Source organism: Streptomyces bauhiniae, from assembly GCF_004784475.1.
In the GTDB taxonomy this organism is placed as follows: Bacteria; Actinomycetota; Actinomycetes; order Streptomycetales; family Streptomycetaceae; genus Streptomyces; species Streptomyces seoulensis.
Genome location: NZ_SRRT01000006.1, coordinates 363,603 through 375,387, shown reverse-complemented (window position 1 = coordinate 375,387; position 11,785 = coordinate 363,603). Strand labels below are relative to the sequence as shown.

Genomic DNA, 11,785 nt, shown 5'->3' with positions numbered 1-11,785 from the left:
CTCCACTGATGACTTGACCAGTGTACACAAACTTGAGTCAGGTGCGCTCAATTAAGCGCGGGGAACTTCAGATTGGCTAGGTTTCGGCCATGCCCTCATACTCCGTGGACCTGGACGCACCGGACGAGTCGTACGTCGCCTTCTGGCGGGAACGGCACCTGAGCACGCTCACCACCCTGCGCCCGGACGGCAGCCCGCACGTGGTGCCGGTGTGCGTGACCTGGGACCCCGAGGCCGGGATCGCCCGTGTCATCACCAGCGGCACCAGCACCAAGGCGGCGCTGGTGCGCGCGGCCGGGGAGGAAGGGGCGCGGGTGGCGGTGTGCCAGGTGGACGGCCGGCGCTGGGCCACGCTGGAGGGGCGGGCGCGGGTGCGCGAGGACCGGGAGGCGGTCGCGGAGGCGGAACGCCGCTTCACCGAGCGGTACGGCCGCGAGCCGCGGGAGAACCCGCTGCGGGTCGCCCTGGAGATCGAGGTGGAACGCGCGCTCGGGCACGGCTGAAGAATTCCGGCCACGTGGCCGGAGTGCCGAAACCCCGAAATATGCGCAGAAACTGCAGCGGCGTCACCGTGTTCAGGTCACGGTGACGCCGCTGCGGGGGGAAGTACCTGAGGCGATCTTTTACGACGGGGGAATCGCGTCAGGCACTGCGGGGGGTGGCAGTTGTGGTCCTGAGGTCGGCGACCTCGGGCTCCGCGAGACGGTGGTCCCGCTGGTCCAGATTGACGAAGATCATGCCGTACCGGACGGCACACCGCACCGGCTGCGGCGCGCCGCGTGGCTTGCGCAGGCAGCGGTACGCCCGTACGTCCTCGTCCTCGTCCCGGGTGACCACCACCGGCTCGCCGAACACCGTCACCATCAACGAGTCGCCGCTGTGGGGGATGGCGGTGACCAGGTCGATGAAGTGCCAGCCGGAGCGGTAGGCGGTGGCCATCTCACGACGGAAGGAGCGGTCGTCGGGAGGCGTGGTCATGGTGATCAGTCCCACCGCGTGTCGAGCGGGGCGACGTCCCACCTCGTGTCCGCGGGTGTGGTGTCCCACCTGGTGTCCGCCGGCACGGTGTCCCACCGGGTGTCCTGAACGCCCGCCGCTGTCGCGGCCCCCCCGTCACCCGGCGAGTGCGCGCTCGTCGCACCGGAGAGGCCCGCCAGTGTTCCGACGGCCGCAACGGCGGAGAGAGCGGCAACAAGCGCCGAGCGAAGCATTCTGTTACGCATGGTCGGCTTCGTCCTCACTTGAAAGTCCCCTCTTCCCCCGTCGAGTTAGACGATGGCTCATTCAGGCACATCATCGCCACACGATCGGTGCATCATGTTCCTGCATGTTCAGGACCCTGGGGGGTGGAGATTTGGCAACAAACGGGACAGAGGCGACACATCCCCACGCGGTGACAGAGATGTGCGCGGAAGGAAGCCGCCTCTACGCGAGCGCGCTGCGCACCGGCCGCATCCCGCGCGCGGACGCCGAGGCGGCTCCGTGCCTGATGGAGTTCGCCCTGCTCCACCCCGACCCCGACGATCCGGGCTGGCTGCGGCCGGTGGCGCCGGCCGTCGCGCTGGCCCAGCGGCTGACCCCGATCGAGCGGGAGATCGCCGAGCGGCGGCGCCGGTCCATCGTGCTCTCCGAGATCTTCGAACCCTTCATGACGCTGAGCGCCCGCGAGGACGCCCCCACGCACGCCATCACCGTCCTGGAGGGCCTGGACCGCATCAACGCGGCCCTGGACCTCGCCACCGGCCAGTGCCGCACCGAGGTGCTCACCGTGCAGCCCGGCGGCCGCCGCAGCCCCGAGAACCGTCTCCTGGAGGCGCTGGAGCGCGATCGCCCGCTGATCGAGCGCGGGGTGCGCATCCGCACCCTGTACCAGCACACCGCCCGTTACAGCGCCGACCGCCTCGCCTACGTGGACCACTTCACCGACGGCAAGGCCGAGTACCGCACCATCGACGAGCTGGTCGAGCGGCTGATCATCTGCGACGAGACGGTGGCCTTCATCCCGGTCCAGGAGGACCGCCAGGTCGCGCTGGAGCTGCGCCACCCCGGCCTGGTGCGCTACCTGGTCAAGGTCTTCGAGTTCATGTGGAGCCGCGCGGTCCCGCTGAGCGCCGGCACGCCCTACGAGACCGCCGCGGACGGCATCACCGACATCCAGCACTCCATCGCCAAGCTGCTGGTGGAGGGGCATGTCGACGAGGCCATCGCCCGGCGCCTGGGCATGAACGTCCGCACCTGCCGCGCCCACATCGCCAAGCTGGCCACCGCGCTGGGCAGCGGCAGCCGGGCCCAGCTCGGTTACCTGATCGCCCGCTCCGGGATGCTCAACGAGGCGGACTAGAGCGGGAGTTCAGGTCGCTGGCACGCCCTCGGCGGGCGCGGGCGCCGGTCCGTGCGAGGGGCCGTCCAGCCCCACCTGGGCGATGCGGACGCCGAGTTGGGTACGGCTGGTCGCGCCCAGGGTCTCCGAGAGCCGGGCGATGTGCGCGCGGCAGGTGCGCACGCTGATGCCGAGCCGCTCGGCGATCACCGCGTCCTGGTGGCCCTCGGCGAGCAGCGCGGCGATGGCGCGTTCGCGGTGCGAGATGCCCTCGATGCCGGTGTCGGGCAGCGGGGCGGTGAGCGGGATCGCCAGCCGCCACAGCCGCTCGAAGACCGTCACCAGGTACTCCACGAGTGCCGGGTGGCGCAGCTCCAGGGCCATGGTGCGGTCGGTGTTGGCGGGGATGAAGGCCACCGTGCGGTCGAAGAGGATGAGCCGGTCGATGACCTCGTCCAGCGTGCGGGCCTCCACCGCGTCGCCCATCAGCTCCAGGTAGGTCATCAACCCCTGGCCGTGCCGGGCGACATGGGTGTACAGGTCGCGCATCCGGACGCCCCGGCCGCGCAGTTCGAGCGCCCGGTGCAGGCCCTCGGTCAGCTCGGCCTCGCGCCGGATGCCGCCGGGCTGCACGGTGAGCACCTCGGTCGCGCACCGCTCGGTCGCCTCGTCCATCGCGGCCTGGATACGGGTGAGTCCGTCCAGCACCCGGATCGCGGAGCCTTCACCCGGTGCGCCGAGGGCGGGCAGTTGACGGCCGAGCCCGGCGTACCAGTCGAACGCGGCGACCGCCGAGCCCATCCGGCGCCGGCTCTCGTTGACCTCGTCGTAGACCCCGCGCAGCAGCCGGGTCATCACCTCCTGCGGGGAGGTGGGGACCAGCCAGTCCATGTCGTCGGGGTCGGGGTGCAGCAGGGCCAGCTCCAGCAGGCAGGGCACCGGCTCCGCGTCCGCGCGGGGCACCCGGCCCCGGCGCACGGCACGGGAGTACACGCGGTCCCCCTGCCCGCACAGCCGGTCGGCACCGTGGGGATGCTCCTCCGTCGCGTGCCCGGCCATCGCCCATTCCACCCCCGGTCGCCGCCACTTCGCAGCGCAACTATGCGCGGCGCCGCCCGCCTCCGCAACACGGCTCCTCCTGCCCCGAGAACCGCGAAACACCGGTATGCCCGGATCGCCGGGGGCGGCACGGCATACGAAAAGGGAGGCGGCCCCGCCGTCACCGGGGCCGCCTCCCTCACCTGTCTCCGGGTCGCTCCCCGGCCGCGTATCGGCGCGTCAGCGCAGGCCCACGGCGGCGCAGGCCGACTTGTAGGGGGCGGTGCAGATCTGCTCGACGGTGTAGATGCCGTCCTCGACGACCGTGTCCTTGATCTTGCTCTTGGTCAGCGCGGTCACCTGGACCAGCTTGGCCGGGATCTGCTTGTCGGTGGGGCTGTCGACGCGGTCCTGGGTGAGGGCGTCGAACTGGATGTCCTTGCCCTGCACCTTGGCGACGGCCATCTGGGCGGCGGCCTCGGCCTCGTCCGGGTAGGACTTGTAGACGCTCATGTACTGCGTGCCCGCCAGGATGCGCTGCACGGCGTCCAGTTCGGCGTCCTGGCCGGTGATGGGCGGCAGGTTGGTGACGCCGGCGTTCTTCAGCGCCTTGATGATGCCGCCGGCCATGCCGTCGTTGGCGGAGTAGACGGCGGCGATGTTGTCCTTGCCGATCCGGCCTATCGCCTCGGTCATGTTGGCCTCGGCGTTCTCCGGCTTCCAGTCCTTGGTGTCGAAGCTGTCCGCGATCGTCACCTTGCCGGTCAGCTCGGAGAGCGCGCCCTCCTTGAACTGCTTGGCGTTGGGGTCGGTGGGCGAGCCGTTCATCATCACGATCTTGTCGGAGAGGCCCGCGCCCGACCCCAGCCGCTCCAGCAGGGAGCGGCCCTGCACCTCGCCGACCAGCTCGTTGTCGAAGGAGATGTACGCCTGGATCGGGCCCTCGGCCAGCCGGTCGTAGGCGATGACCGGGATGCCCGCGTCCTTGGCCTTCTGCACGGCCGGCGCGATCGCGTGCGCGTCGACGGCGTCGAGCAGGATGACGTTGACCTTCTCGTCGATCATCCGCTGCATCTGCTCGGCCTGCTGGCCGGCGTCCGCGTCGGCGTTGGCGTACTCGACCTTGCCCTTCTTGTGGGTCAGTTCGGCCACCTTGGACTTGATGATGGGGTAGTCGAACTTGTCGTAGCGGGTGTTCGCCTTCTCCGGCAGCAGCAGGCCGACGGTGACCTGGTCGCCCATGGTCGGGCTCGCGCTCGCGTCGTCTCCCGCCGCGTTCAGGACGCCGCAGCCGGCGAGCGGGAGGACCATCGTGGAGACGGCCACGGACATGGCGATACGACGCATTCGAGGGCTCACTTCAGGTGCGTTCCGACGGGGTGCTGCGTGCGACCCAGGTGTCTGAAAAGACAACTTGGCGGCGCCCCACGGCGTCAAGCAAAACAACTTAACGAGATGGCAACACCACGCTGCGTTCAGCCGGTGAAGACCTGGCGGAACCTTGCGCAACCCGCTGTAAACACCCTTCACAACCTCCCCGCGTGTACCGCGTGTTACGTACACACAGGCGAATGAAGTCAGCCACGGTGTGAAAACCCGAAAGGGCCGGGAGACTTGTGCCTCCCGGCCCTTCGAGGGTGCTCGGTCACGTCAGTCCGCGGACTGCTGCCGCTTCGGCCGCCACACCACCAGCGCGCTGGTCTGCTGGACCTCCTGGTACGGGACCAGGTCGCGCCGGTAGGAAGCGTGCACCGCGGCCTCGCGCTGACGCATCGTCGCCGCCGCGCCGTCCAGCGCCGACTCCAGCTCTGCCACGCGGGACTGGAGGGCCGCGACGTGGTTCTCCAGTTCGATGATGCGCTTGATGCCGGCCAGGTTGATGCCCTCGTCCTGCGACAACTGCTGCACCTGGCGGAGCAGTTCGATGTCACGGGCCGAATAGCGCCGCCCGCGCCCCGCCGTACGGTCCGGGGAGACCAGACCGAGGCGGTCGTACTGCCGGAGCGTCTGCGGATGGAGTCCGGAGAGCTGCGCGGCGACCGAGATGACGTAGACCGGGGTCTCCTCGGTCAGCTCGTACGGGTTGCGCCGACGACCTGGTGTGTCCATCGGGCTCATTCTCCCTTCGCGGCCTCGAACAGCTCCGCCCGCGGGTCCTCGTCCGCGGTCGCCTCGCGATACGCCTCCAGCGCGTCACGAGCCTTCCCCGAGAGGTCCTTCGGGACACTCACCTCCACGGTGATCAGCAGATCGCCGTGGCTGCCGTCCTTGCGCGCCGCGCCCTTGCCCCGCGCCCGCATGGTGCGGCCGTTGGGCGTGCCGGGCGGCAGCTTCAGGGTGACCGGGGACCCGCCGAGGGTGGGCACCCGCACCTCGCCGCCGAGGGCCGCCTCGGTGAAGGTGACCGGCACGGTGACGGTGAGGTTGTCGCCCTTGCGGCCGAACACCTTGTGCTCGCCCACGTGGACGGTGACGTACAGATCGCCCGCCGGACCGCCGCGCTCGCCGGGCGCGCCCTTGCCGCGCAGCCGGATGCGCTGCCCGTCGGTGACGCCCGCCGGGATGCGGACCTGCATGGTGCGCGAGGACTTGGCCCGGCCGCTGCCGCTGCACTCCGCGCAGGGGTGCTCGGCGATCAGGCCGCGGCCCTTGCAGTCGGGGCACGGGTCGGTGAGCGAGAAGCCGCCGCCGGAGCCCCGCGCGACCTGTCCGGTGCCGACGCAGGTCGGGCACACGCGCGGTGTGCCGTTCTTGTCGCCGGTGCCCGAACACGCCTTGCAGGGCGCCTGGGAGGTCATCCGGAGCGGTACGGTCGCGCCCTCGATCGCCTCGGTGAAGCTGAGCGTCACCTCGGTGTCGACGTCCTGCCCCCGGCGCGGCTGGGTACGGGTGGTACCCGCGCCGCCCCGGTTGAACAGGCCGCCGAAGACGTCGCCCAGGCCGCCGCCGAAGCTGCCGCTCTGCGCGCCGCCCGCACCGCCGGCGCCCCCGAAGAGGTCGCCGAGGTCGAAGTTGAACTGACCGCCGCCCGCGCCCGGCCCCGGCCGGAAACCGCCGTTGCCGAACAGGGCCCGCGCGTCGTCGTACTCCTTGCGCTTCTTGGGGTCGCCGAGGACGTCGTTCGCCTCGGAGATCTCCTTGAAGCGCTCCTCGGCGCGGGTGTTGCCCTTGTTGGCGTCCGGGTGGAACTCGCGGGCGAGCTTCCGGTACGCCTTCTTGATCTCGGCCTCGGTGGCGTCCTTGGGGACGCCGAGGACCTTGTAGAAGTCCTTCTCGATGAAGTCCTTGGTACTCATCCCCGACGTCCCTCCTTCCGGACCTGCATGATTTCCGTGATTACGTCAGCCCTCCTCCGGGCCACCGTTCTCCTTGTCGTCGGCCGCGCTCTCCTCGGCCTCCTCCGCCTTGACGGTCTGCGCGCCGGGCTGCGGCTCGGCGACGGCCACCCGCGCGGGGCGGATGGTGCGCTCACCGATGCGGTAACCGGGCTGGAGGATGGCCACGCACGTCGTCTCGGTGACGTCGGGCGCGTAGGAGTGCATCAGGGCTTCGTGGATCGTCGGGTCGAAGGGCTCGCCCTCCTTGCCGAACTGCATGAGGCCCATCTTGGCCGCCACGGTCTCCAGCGACTCGGCGACCGACTTGAAGCCGCCGAGCAGTTCGCCGTGCTCCCGCGCGCGGCCGATGTCGTCCAGCACGGGCAGCAGCTCGGTCAGGAGGTTCGCGATGGCGACCTCCTTGACCGCGACACGGTCGCGCTCGACGCGGCGGCGGTAGTTCTGGTACTCGGCCTGGAGCCGCTGGAGGTCGGCCGTGCGCTCACCGAGCGCCGTCCGCACCTGGTCCAGTTGCGCCACCAGACCGGCGTCCGCAGTTGCGTCCCCAGCCGGGGCCGCCTCCTTCTCGGAGGCGGCCTTCGGCTCGGCGTCGTCGGGGTTCGCGCCGGAGGGGACGTCGGGCTTCTCCTCGAAGCCCGGGGTCTCCTCCGTCACGCGGCACCGTCCTTGCGCTCGTCGTCGACGATCTCGGCGTCCACGACGTCGTCGTCCTTGGCCTCACCGGCGTCGGCGGACGGACCGCCGGCGGCCTGGGCGCCCTGGGCGTCGGCGTACATGGCCTGGCCGAGCTTCTGCGAGACGGCCGCGACCTTCTCGGTGGCCGTACGGATCTCGGCGCTGTCCTCGCCCTTGAGCTTCTCCTTCAGCTCGGCGACAGCCTCCTCGACCTCGGTCTTGATCTCGCCCGGGACCTTGTCCTCGTTGTCCTTGAGGAACTTCTCGGTCTGGTAGACGAGCTGCTCGCCCTGGTTGCGGGACTCGGCGGCCTCGCGGCGGGCGTGGTCCTCCTCCGCGTACTTCTCCGCCTCCTGGCGCATGCGGTCGACCTCGTCCTTCGGCAGCGAGGAGCCGCCGGTGACGGTCATCTTCTGCTCCTTGCCCGTGCCCAGGTCCTTCGCGGTCACGTGCATGATGCCGTTGGCGTCGATGTCGAAGGCGACCTCGATCTGCGGGACACCGCGCGGGGCCGGCGGCAGACCGGTCAGCTCGAACATCCCGAGCTTCTTGTTGTACGCCGCGATCTCGCGCTCGCCCTGGTAGACCTGGATCTGCACGGAGGGCTGGTTGTCCTCGGCGGTGGTGAAGATCTCGGACCGCTTGGTCGGGATCGTCGTGTTCCGCTCGATGAGCTTGGTCATGATGCCGCCCTTGGTCTCGATGCCGAGGGACAGCGGGGTGACGTCGAGGAGCAGGACGTCCTTGACCTCGCCCTTGAGGACACCGGCCTGCAGGGCGGCGCCGATGGCGACGACCTCGTCCGGGTTGACGCCCTTGTTGGCCTCGTTGCCGCCGGTCAGTTCCTTGACCAGCTCGGCGACGGCCGGCATACGGGTCGAACCGCCGACGAGGACCACGTGGTCGATCTCGCCGAGCTGGATGCCCGCGTCCTTGATGACGTTGTGGAACGGCGTCTTGCAGCGCTCCAGGAGGTCGGCGGTGAGCTGCTGGAACTGGGCGCGGGTGAGCTTCTCGTCCAGGTGCAGCGGGCCCTCGGCGGACGCCGTGATGTAGGGCAGGTTGATCGAGGTCTCCGTGGAGGAGGACAGCTCGATCTTGGCCTTCTCGGCGGCCTCGCGGAGGCGCTGGAGGGCCATCTTGTCCTTGGCGAGGTCCACGCCGTGGCCGGCCTTGAACTGCTGGACCAGGTAGTCGACGACGCGCTGGTCCCAGTCGTCACCACCGAGGTGGTTGTCGCCGTTGGTGGCCTTCACCTCGACGACGCCGTCACCGATCTCCAGCAGCGACACGTCGAAGGTGCCGCCACCGAGGTCGAAGACCAGGATGGTCTGGTCGTCCTTGTCGAGGCCGTACGCGAGGGCGGCGGCGGTCGGCTCGTTGACGATGCGCAGGACGTTCAGACCCGCGATCTCACCGGCCTCCTTGGTCGCCTGACGCTCGGAGTCGTTGAAGTACGCCGGGACGGTGATGACCGCGTCGGTCACCTTCTCGCCCAGGTAGGACTCGGCGTCGCGCTTCAGCTTCTGCAGGATGAACGCGGAGATCTGCTGCGGGTTGAAGTCCTTCCCGTCGAGCTGGATCTTCCAGTCGGTGCCCATGTGGCGCTTCACCGAGCGGATGGTCCGGTCCACGTTCGTGACCGCCTGGCGCTTGGCGACCTCGCCGACGAGCACCTCACCGTTCTTCGCGAAGGCGACGACGGACGGCGTGGTCCGGGCACCCTCGGCGTTGGTGATGACGGTGGGCTCGCCGCCCTCCAGAACGCTGACGACGGAGTTAGTCGTGCCCAGGTCGATGCCGACCGCACGTGCCATGGTTGATTCCTCCAGAGGACTTGAGTGGGACTGGCTCAAGTGTGCCACTCCGATCGCACTGGGTCAACAGACATGAGCCGAGTGGGCTCAACTCTTATATGGCGCTTATATGCAAGGCAGTGCCCGTCGGGCAACTCGCCCTCTTATGGGCACCGTTCCGCCGTCCCGGCGAAGGCAACCCTCAGCGACTCATCTCACCCCGCGCCGTGCTGCGTCACGCAGGAGGATGGGGGTAGTCTCAGACGGACTGCATAAGTTACCGCTTAGTAATTTCGAGGCCGCCTCAGGAGCCCCTCATGCAACTCGCCGCGATCATCGTGTCGCTGGTCCTGACCGTGGTCGGTGTCGCGCTGCTCGCCCGGGCCATCGGACAGTTCGTCCGGTACTTCAAGCTGGGCCAGCCCGTCCCCGCCGGTACCCGGACCGACAACCCGTACCAGCGCAGCGTGACCCTGGTGCGGGAGTTCCTCGGCCACACCCGGATGAACAAGTGGGGCATCGTCGGTGTGGCCCACTGGTTCGTGGCCGTGGGCTTCCTGACGCTGCCGCCGACCCTGGCCCAGGCGTTCGGCCAGCTCTTCAAGGCCGACTGGACCTTGCCCTTCATCGGCGAGTTCCTGCCCTTCGAGCTGTACATCGAGTTCATCGGTGTGATGACCGTGCTCGGCATCGCCGTGCTCATGGTCATCCGGCTGCTGAGCCTGCCCAGCCGGCCGGGCCGCAAGTCCCGCTTCGCCGGTTCCAAGGCCGGCCAGGCGTACTTCGTCGAGTACGTCATCCTCACCATCGGTCTGGCGATCTACACCCTGCGCGGCCTCGAGGGCGCCCTGCACCACGTGGACCACTACGAGGCGGCCTACTTCGCCTCGTACCCGCTGGTCCTCGCCTTCAAGGCGCTCAGTGTCAGCACGCTGCAGAACCTGGTCTACCTGGTCGCCATGATCAAGATCGGGACCTCGTTCATCTGGATGATCGTGGTCTCGCTCAACACCAACATGGGTGTGGCCTGGCACCGCTTCCTGGCGTTCCCGAACATCTGGTTCAAGCGGGACGCGGACGGCGGGGTGGCCCTCGGCGCGCTCCAGCCGATGACCTCCGGCGGCAAGCCGATCGACTTCACCGACCCCGGTGAGGACGACGTCTTCGGCGTCTCCCAGGTCGAGCAGTTCTCCTGGAAGGGCCTGCTGGACTTCTCCACCTGCACCGAGTGCGGCCGCTGCCAGTCGCAGTGCCCCGCGTGGAACACCGGCAAGCCGCTCTCCCCGAAGCTGCTGATCATGTCGCTGCGGGACCACGCCCACGCCAAGGCGCCGTACCTGCTCGCGGGTGGCGGCAAGACCATGGAGGGCGACGAGAAGGCGTCCGAGGAGCAGCTCGCGAACGTGCCCGCGGGCGCGCTGGCCGAGGCCGAGCGCCCGCTCATCGGCACCGCCGAGGAGAACGGCGTCATCGACCCGGACGTCCTGTGGTCCTGCACCACCTGCGGCGCCTGTGTCGAGCAGTGCCCGGTGGACATCGAGCACGTCGACCACATCGTCGACATGCGCCGCTACCAGGTGATGATCGAGTCCGCGTTCCCGTCCGAGGCGGGCACGATGCTCAAGAACCTGGAGAAGAAGGGCAACCCCTGGGGCCTGGCCAAGAAGCAGCGGCTGGAGTGGACCAAGGAGGTCGACTTCGAGGTCCCGGTCGTCGGCAAGGACATCGAGGACCTGTCCGAGGTCGAGTACCTCTACTGGGTCGGCTGTGCCGGTGCCCTGGAGGACCGCGCCAAGAAGACGACCAAGGCGTTCGCCGAGCTGCTGCACATCGCGGGCGTCAAGTTCGCCATCATGGGCGGCGACGAGAAGTGCACCGGTGACTCCGCCCGCCGCCTCGGCAACGAGCCCCTGTTCCAGGAGCTCGGCATGGAGAACGTCATGTCCCTCAACGCCGCCTTCGGCGAGGAGATGGACGACGACGGCAAGGTGGTCCCCGAGTCGGCGAAGCCCAAGTCGGCCAAGAAGATCGTCGCCACCTGCCCGCACTGCCTCAACACGCTCGGCAACGAGTACCCGCAGCTCGGCGGCGACTACGAGGTCATCCACCACACCCAGTTGCTCCAGCACCTGGTGGACGAGGGCAAGCTGATCCCCGTCACCCCGGTCGAGGGCATCATCACGTACCACGACCCCTGCTACCTGGGCCGGCACAACAAGATCTACACGCCGCCGCGCGAGATCATCGGCAAGGTTCCCGGTCTGCGGAACGAGGAGATGCACCGTCACAAGGAGCGCGGCTTCTGCTGTGGCGCCGGTGGCGCGCGGATGTGGATGGAGGAGCGGATCGGCAAGCGCATCAACAACGAGCGCGTCGATGAGGCCCTCTCCCTCAACCCCGACATCGTCTCCACCGCCTGCCCGTTCTGCCTGGTCATGCTGACCGACTCGGTCAACGGCAAGAAGAACGACGGGAAGGCCAAGGAGTCCATCCAGGTCGTGGACGTCGCCCAGCTCCTGCTGGACTCCGTCCGGACCCCGGCGGACCCCGCGGACGAGGGCGAGCCGGCCACCGAGCCGGAGCCCGAGCCGGTGAAGTAGCGCACCGCCTGCGCACAC

10 protein-coding genes are annotated in these 11,785 nt (G+C 69.1%); 3 read left to right on the top strand and 7 right to left on the bottom strand.

All coding sequences use genetic code 11. The features are described from left to right. Positions 1 to 89 precede the first annotated feature (89 nt). Positions 90 to 503: a pyridoxamine 5'-phosphate oxidase family protein gene (locus E5083_RS21505; RefSeq protein ID WP_135787320.1), complete on the top strand. Its 414-nt coding sequence runs from the start codon at positions 90 to 92 to the stop codon at positions 501 to 503. Between the two features lie 139 nt (positions 504 to 642). Here E5083_RS21505 and E5083_RS21500 read toward each other — a convergent pair whose 3' ends face one another. Then, on the bottom strand, positions 643 to 978 hold the full coding sequence (locus tag E5083_RS21500; RefSeq protein WP_030816552.1) for a Rieske (2Fe-2S) protein: 336 nt from the start codon (positions 976 to 978) through the stop codon (positions 643 to 645). Positions 979 to 1,327: 349 nt separating this feature from the next. On the opposite strand from E5083_RS21500, the gene E5083_RS21490 reads away from it, so the two are divergent. After that, a complete protein-coding gene (locus E5083_RS21490) occupies positions 1,328 to 2,341 on the top strand; it encodes a helix-turn-helix transcriptional regulator (RefSeq protein ID WP_167513596.1) in 1,014 nt (337 codons plus the stop codon). A 9-nt stretch (positions 2,342 to 2,350) separates the two neighbouring features. On the opposite strand, the gene E5083_RS21485 is transcribed toward E5083_RS21490, so the two are convergent. From E5083_RS21485 to dnaK, 6 genes are all read right to left on the bottom strand, one after another. Next, complete coding sequence (locus tag E5083_RS21485; RefSeq protein WP_135787318.1) at positions 2,351 to 3,379, bottom strand: helix-turn-helix transcriptional regulator; 1,029 nt, start codon at positions 3,377 to 3,379, stop codon at positions 2,351 to 2,353. A gap of 219 nt (positions 3,380 to 3,598) precedes the next feature. After that, a complete protein-coding gene (locus E5083_RS21480; protein ID WP_135787317.1) occupies positions 3,599 to 4,705 on the bottom strand; it encodes a sugar ABC transporter substrate-binding protein in 1,107 nt (368 codons plus the stop codon). A gap of 303 nt (positions 4,706 to 5,008) precedes the next feature. Beyond that, the gene (locus tag E5083_RS21475; RefSeq protein ID WP_030816557.1) at positions 5,009 to 5,467 is read right to left on the bottom strand and encodes a heat shock protein transcriptional repressor HspR; all 459 of its coding nucleotides are present in this window, start codon (positions 5,465 to 5,467) and stop codon (positions 5,009 to 5,011) included. Between the two features lie 5 nt (positions 5,468 to 5,472). Then, the gene (dnaJ, locus tag E5083_RS21470; protein ID WP_130338079.1) at positions 5,473 to 6,654 is read right to left on the bottom strand and encodes a molecular chaperone DnaJ; all 1,182 of its coding nucleotides are present in this window, start codon (positions 6,652 to 6,654) and stop codon (positions 5,473 to 5,475) included. A 45-nt stretch (positions 6,655 to 6,699) separates the two neighbouring features. Beyond that, positions 6,700 to 7,350 (bottom strand): nucleotide exchange factor GrpE, encoded by a 651-nt coding sequence (gene grpE / locus E5083_RS21465; protein WP_130338077.1) that lies wholly within the window; start codon positions 7,348 to 7,350, stop codon positions 6,700 to 6,702. Continuing rightward, on the bottom strand, positions 7,347 to 9,188 hold the full coding sequence (gene dnaK, locus E5083_RS21460) for a molecular chaperone DnaK (RefSeq protein ID WP_086692773.1): 1,842 nt from the start codon (positions 9,186 to 9,188) through the stop codon (positions 7,347 to 7,349). The genes grpE and dnaK overlap by 4 nt, the downstream gene beginning before the upstream one ends. Positions 9,189 to 9,484: 296 nt before the next feature. Here dnaK and E5083_RS21455 point away from each other — a divergent pair, with 296 nt between their 5' ends. Beyond that, positions 9,485 to 11,767 carry a (Fe-S)-binding protein gene (locus tag E5083_RS21455; protein WP_135787316.1) on the top strand — a complete coding sequence of 761 codons (2,283 nt, stop codon included), beginning with the start codon at positions 9,485 to 9,487 and terminating at the stop codon, positions 11,765 to 11,767. Positions 11,768 to 11,785 lie beyond the last annotated feature (18 nt).

Bases quoted from the DNA above. Each gene is read 5' to 3' on its own strand.
- E5083_RS21505 (WP_135787320.1), top strand. From the start codon at position 90: ATGCCCTCATACTCCGTGGACCTGGACGCACCGGACGAGTCGTACGTC.
- E5083_RS21500 (WP_030816552.1), bottom strand. From the start codon at position 978: ATGACCACGCCTCCCGACGACCGCTCCTTCCGTCGTGAGATGGCCACC.
- E5083_RS21490 (WP_167513596.1), top strand. From the start codon at position 1,328: ATGTTCAGGACCCTGGGGGGTGGAGATTTGGCAACAAACGGGACAGAG.
- E5083_RS21485 (WP_135787318.1), bottom strand. From the start codon at position 3,379: ATGGCCGGGCACGCGACGGAGGAGCATCCCCACGGTGCCGACCGGCTG.
- E5083_RS21480 (WP_135787317.1), bottom strand. From the start codon at position 4,705: ATGCGTCGTATCGCCATGTCCGTGGCCGTCTCCACGATGGTCCTCCCG.
- E5083_RS21475 (WP_030816557.1), bottom strand. From the start codon at position 5,467: ATGGACACACCAGGTCGTCGGCGCAACCCGTACGAGCTGACCGAGGAG.
- dnaJ (WP_130338079.1), bottom strand. From the start codon at position 6,654: ATGAGTACCAAGGACTTCATCGAGAAGGACTTCTACAAGGTCCTCGGC.
- dnaK (WP_086692773.1), bottom strand. From the start codon at position 9,188: ATGGCACGTGCGGTCGGCATCGACCTGGGCACGACTAACTCCGTCGTC.
- E5083_RS21455 (WP_135787316.1), top strand. From the start codon at position 9,485: ATGCAACTCGCCGCGATCATCGTGTCGCTGGTCCTGACCGTGGTCGGT.